The 306-nt window shown below is 61.4% G+C and carries 1 protein-coding gene; it reads left to right on the forward strand.

Going from position 1 to position 306, the window contains the following annotated elements:
* Positions 1–306, forward strand: a 306-nt coding sequence (locus tag AC3IFE_RS01655) for a hypothetical protein (protein ID WP_489189399.1), incomplete at both ends; no start/stop codon positions are given.

A 306-nucleotide genomic window follows, 5' to 3' on the forward strand; every position in this document is an offset into this window, starting at 1 on the left:
GGACAGCAAGGACGCGGTCAACGGTTCGCAACTGTACGGCACAGCGAAGAGCGTGGCGGACGCGTTGGGCGGTGGCTCGACGGTGGACGAGAGCGGCAAGGTGAAGGCGCCGACGTACAGCCTGACCGATCCTTCGGATAGCTCGAAGAAGGTCGAGCATCACACGGTCGGTGATGCACTGGAGAATCTCGACAACCGTGTGGCGAACAACACGGCGGACATCACGAACATCAACAACCAGTTCACGAACACCGGCCGGGTGGATGGTGATGGCGACACGCGTGCCGCGGTGACGTACGACAAGAA

This window comes from Burkholderia sp. APQ4-4ca (assembly GCF_057837105.1).